Here is a 1,425-nt window from a genome sequence, read left to right as displayed (position 1 = left end):
CCGCATAAATAGGCCGGAGACATGACTGCACCCGACCCGCAAAGCTCAAACATCGGCCAAAATCATATTGCCAAACGGGCGCCATCCAGACATGACGATGCCCTAACGGAAGCGGTAGCACTGCTCGCTCAGAATCTCGAAAACCGCGAGGCTGCCAGGTAATCGACCTACCAACCAACGGCAATTATGACCAAAATGGAAATTGCAACAGAGCCCCGGCAAGTTTGTTGGCGCGGCGGCAGCTTATCGACTGAATAACGATTCAAGCATGGCCAAGGGGCCCGGACGCCCTGAGAACATTCAAGAGGTTGTTTATGACCGCAGTTTGAGGAGTTTGCGCTTTATGAATTTCAGTCGATCGAGGATGCACCCTTTCGACCGGAACTATATTCGCGTCTGAAGTTCGGTTGCGACGAGGCCGCTCGCGAGATGGGCCACCAGATGGCAGACGCGTTCTTCGAAAAAAACGCATCCACAATACTGAACGGTCGCTGCCTGATGATTCCGTCGCCATTCAATTTCGTTCCGAATGCAGCAAATGTAATGACGATGCATTTGCTAGACCGCCTCAACAACCACATCGTTGATGCGAAAGGCAACCATGTGGAATATGCGACTGTCCCGCGAAAGATCAGTTACATGGACGATTACGGACTTCTTTCAGGAGAAGAGCGCAAATCATTGATTGCTGGTGATCGGTTCTACTTCAACTCGCAACATTTCGAAAGTCGTTGTCTTCTGTTTGTCGATCGTGGATCGCCGGACAGCTCGAGCAGGCCGATTTAGCAAGATATGCATATCGTTGAACGCTTTTCGAATCCGACTCTGAAGATCAAGCCGCCGCTCTGCCTCAGCATCGAAAGCGCCGATTTCTTCGCCGACATGCTGGAAAAGGTGCTTCTCCAAGGCTGGTAACAGGGGTCGTTCGGCATTAACCAAATCGGTCATCTCGAGAAATTTCGATTTTAATGAAATGGCCCACTACCGGAGACAGCAAGGCTTCCTATGTCTGCCGCGCTGATCGACGAAACATTGATTCTGTCATGCGAATTTTACGAAGAGCTGATATGTTTCTTTCTGTAAGTTCAAAGTTCGGCGGAATGAATTTTTTCGGATCGTCGATGTTTTGACACGTTTCGGAATATGTTTCTGGCAGGCTATAGGGTAATCTCTACCAAGTTAGTAGATTATCGAAGACAGCCTTCACCGATCCCGGGCTCTACCGGGGACCTCTCAAGTGCAACGCCAACATAAGGAACGAGCATGATAGACATCGATATTCTCGCCGATCTCCTTGGGCGATCTGCGCTTGGCAATGACCGTCCGGGCGCCCTCTCCCGCCCGAACTGTCGAATGTGTGTGTTTAAGCATGGAATGTTGACCCCTCTGGCGGGGTGATACTTATCCAATTTTGACCCCCCTTGG

The 1,425-nt window shown here is 50.5% G+C and carries 1 protein-coding gene and 1 pseudogene; both read left to right on the top strand.

The features are described from left to right. Window positions 1–342: 342 nt before the first annotated feature. Window positions 343–786, top strand: a pseudogene (locus OS035_RS33450) (phosphoribosyltransferase family protein); the annotation flags it as partial. Between the two features lie 6 nt (window positions 787–792). Next, window positions 793–915 (top strand): hypothetical protein, encoded by a 123-nt coding sequence (locus OS035_RS33445; protein WP_331815673.1) that lies wholly within the window; start codon window positions 793–795, stop codon window positions 913–915. Window positions 916–1,425 lie beyond the last annotated feature (510 nt).

The organism is Rhizobium sp. 268, assembly GCF_036571585.1.
In the GTDB taxonomy this organism is placed as follows: Bacteria; Pseudomonadota; Alphaproteobacteria; order Rhizobiales; family Rhizobiaceae; genus Rhizobium; species Rhizobium redzepovicii.
The sequence above is the reverse complement of the archived record's forward strand: the minus strand, read 5'-3'. Positions and strand labels throughout refer to the sequence as shown.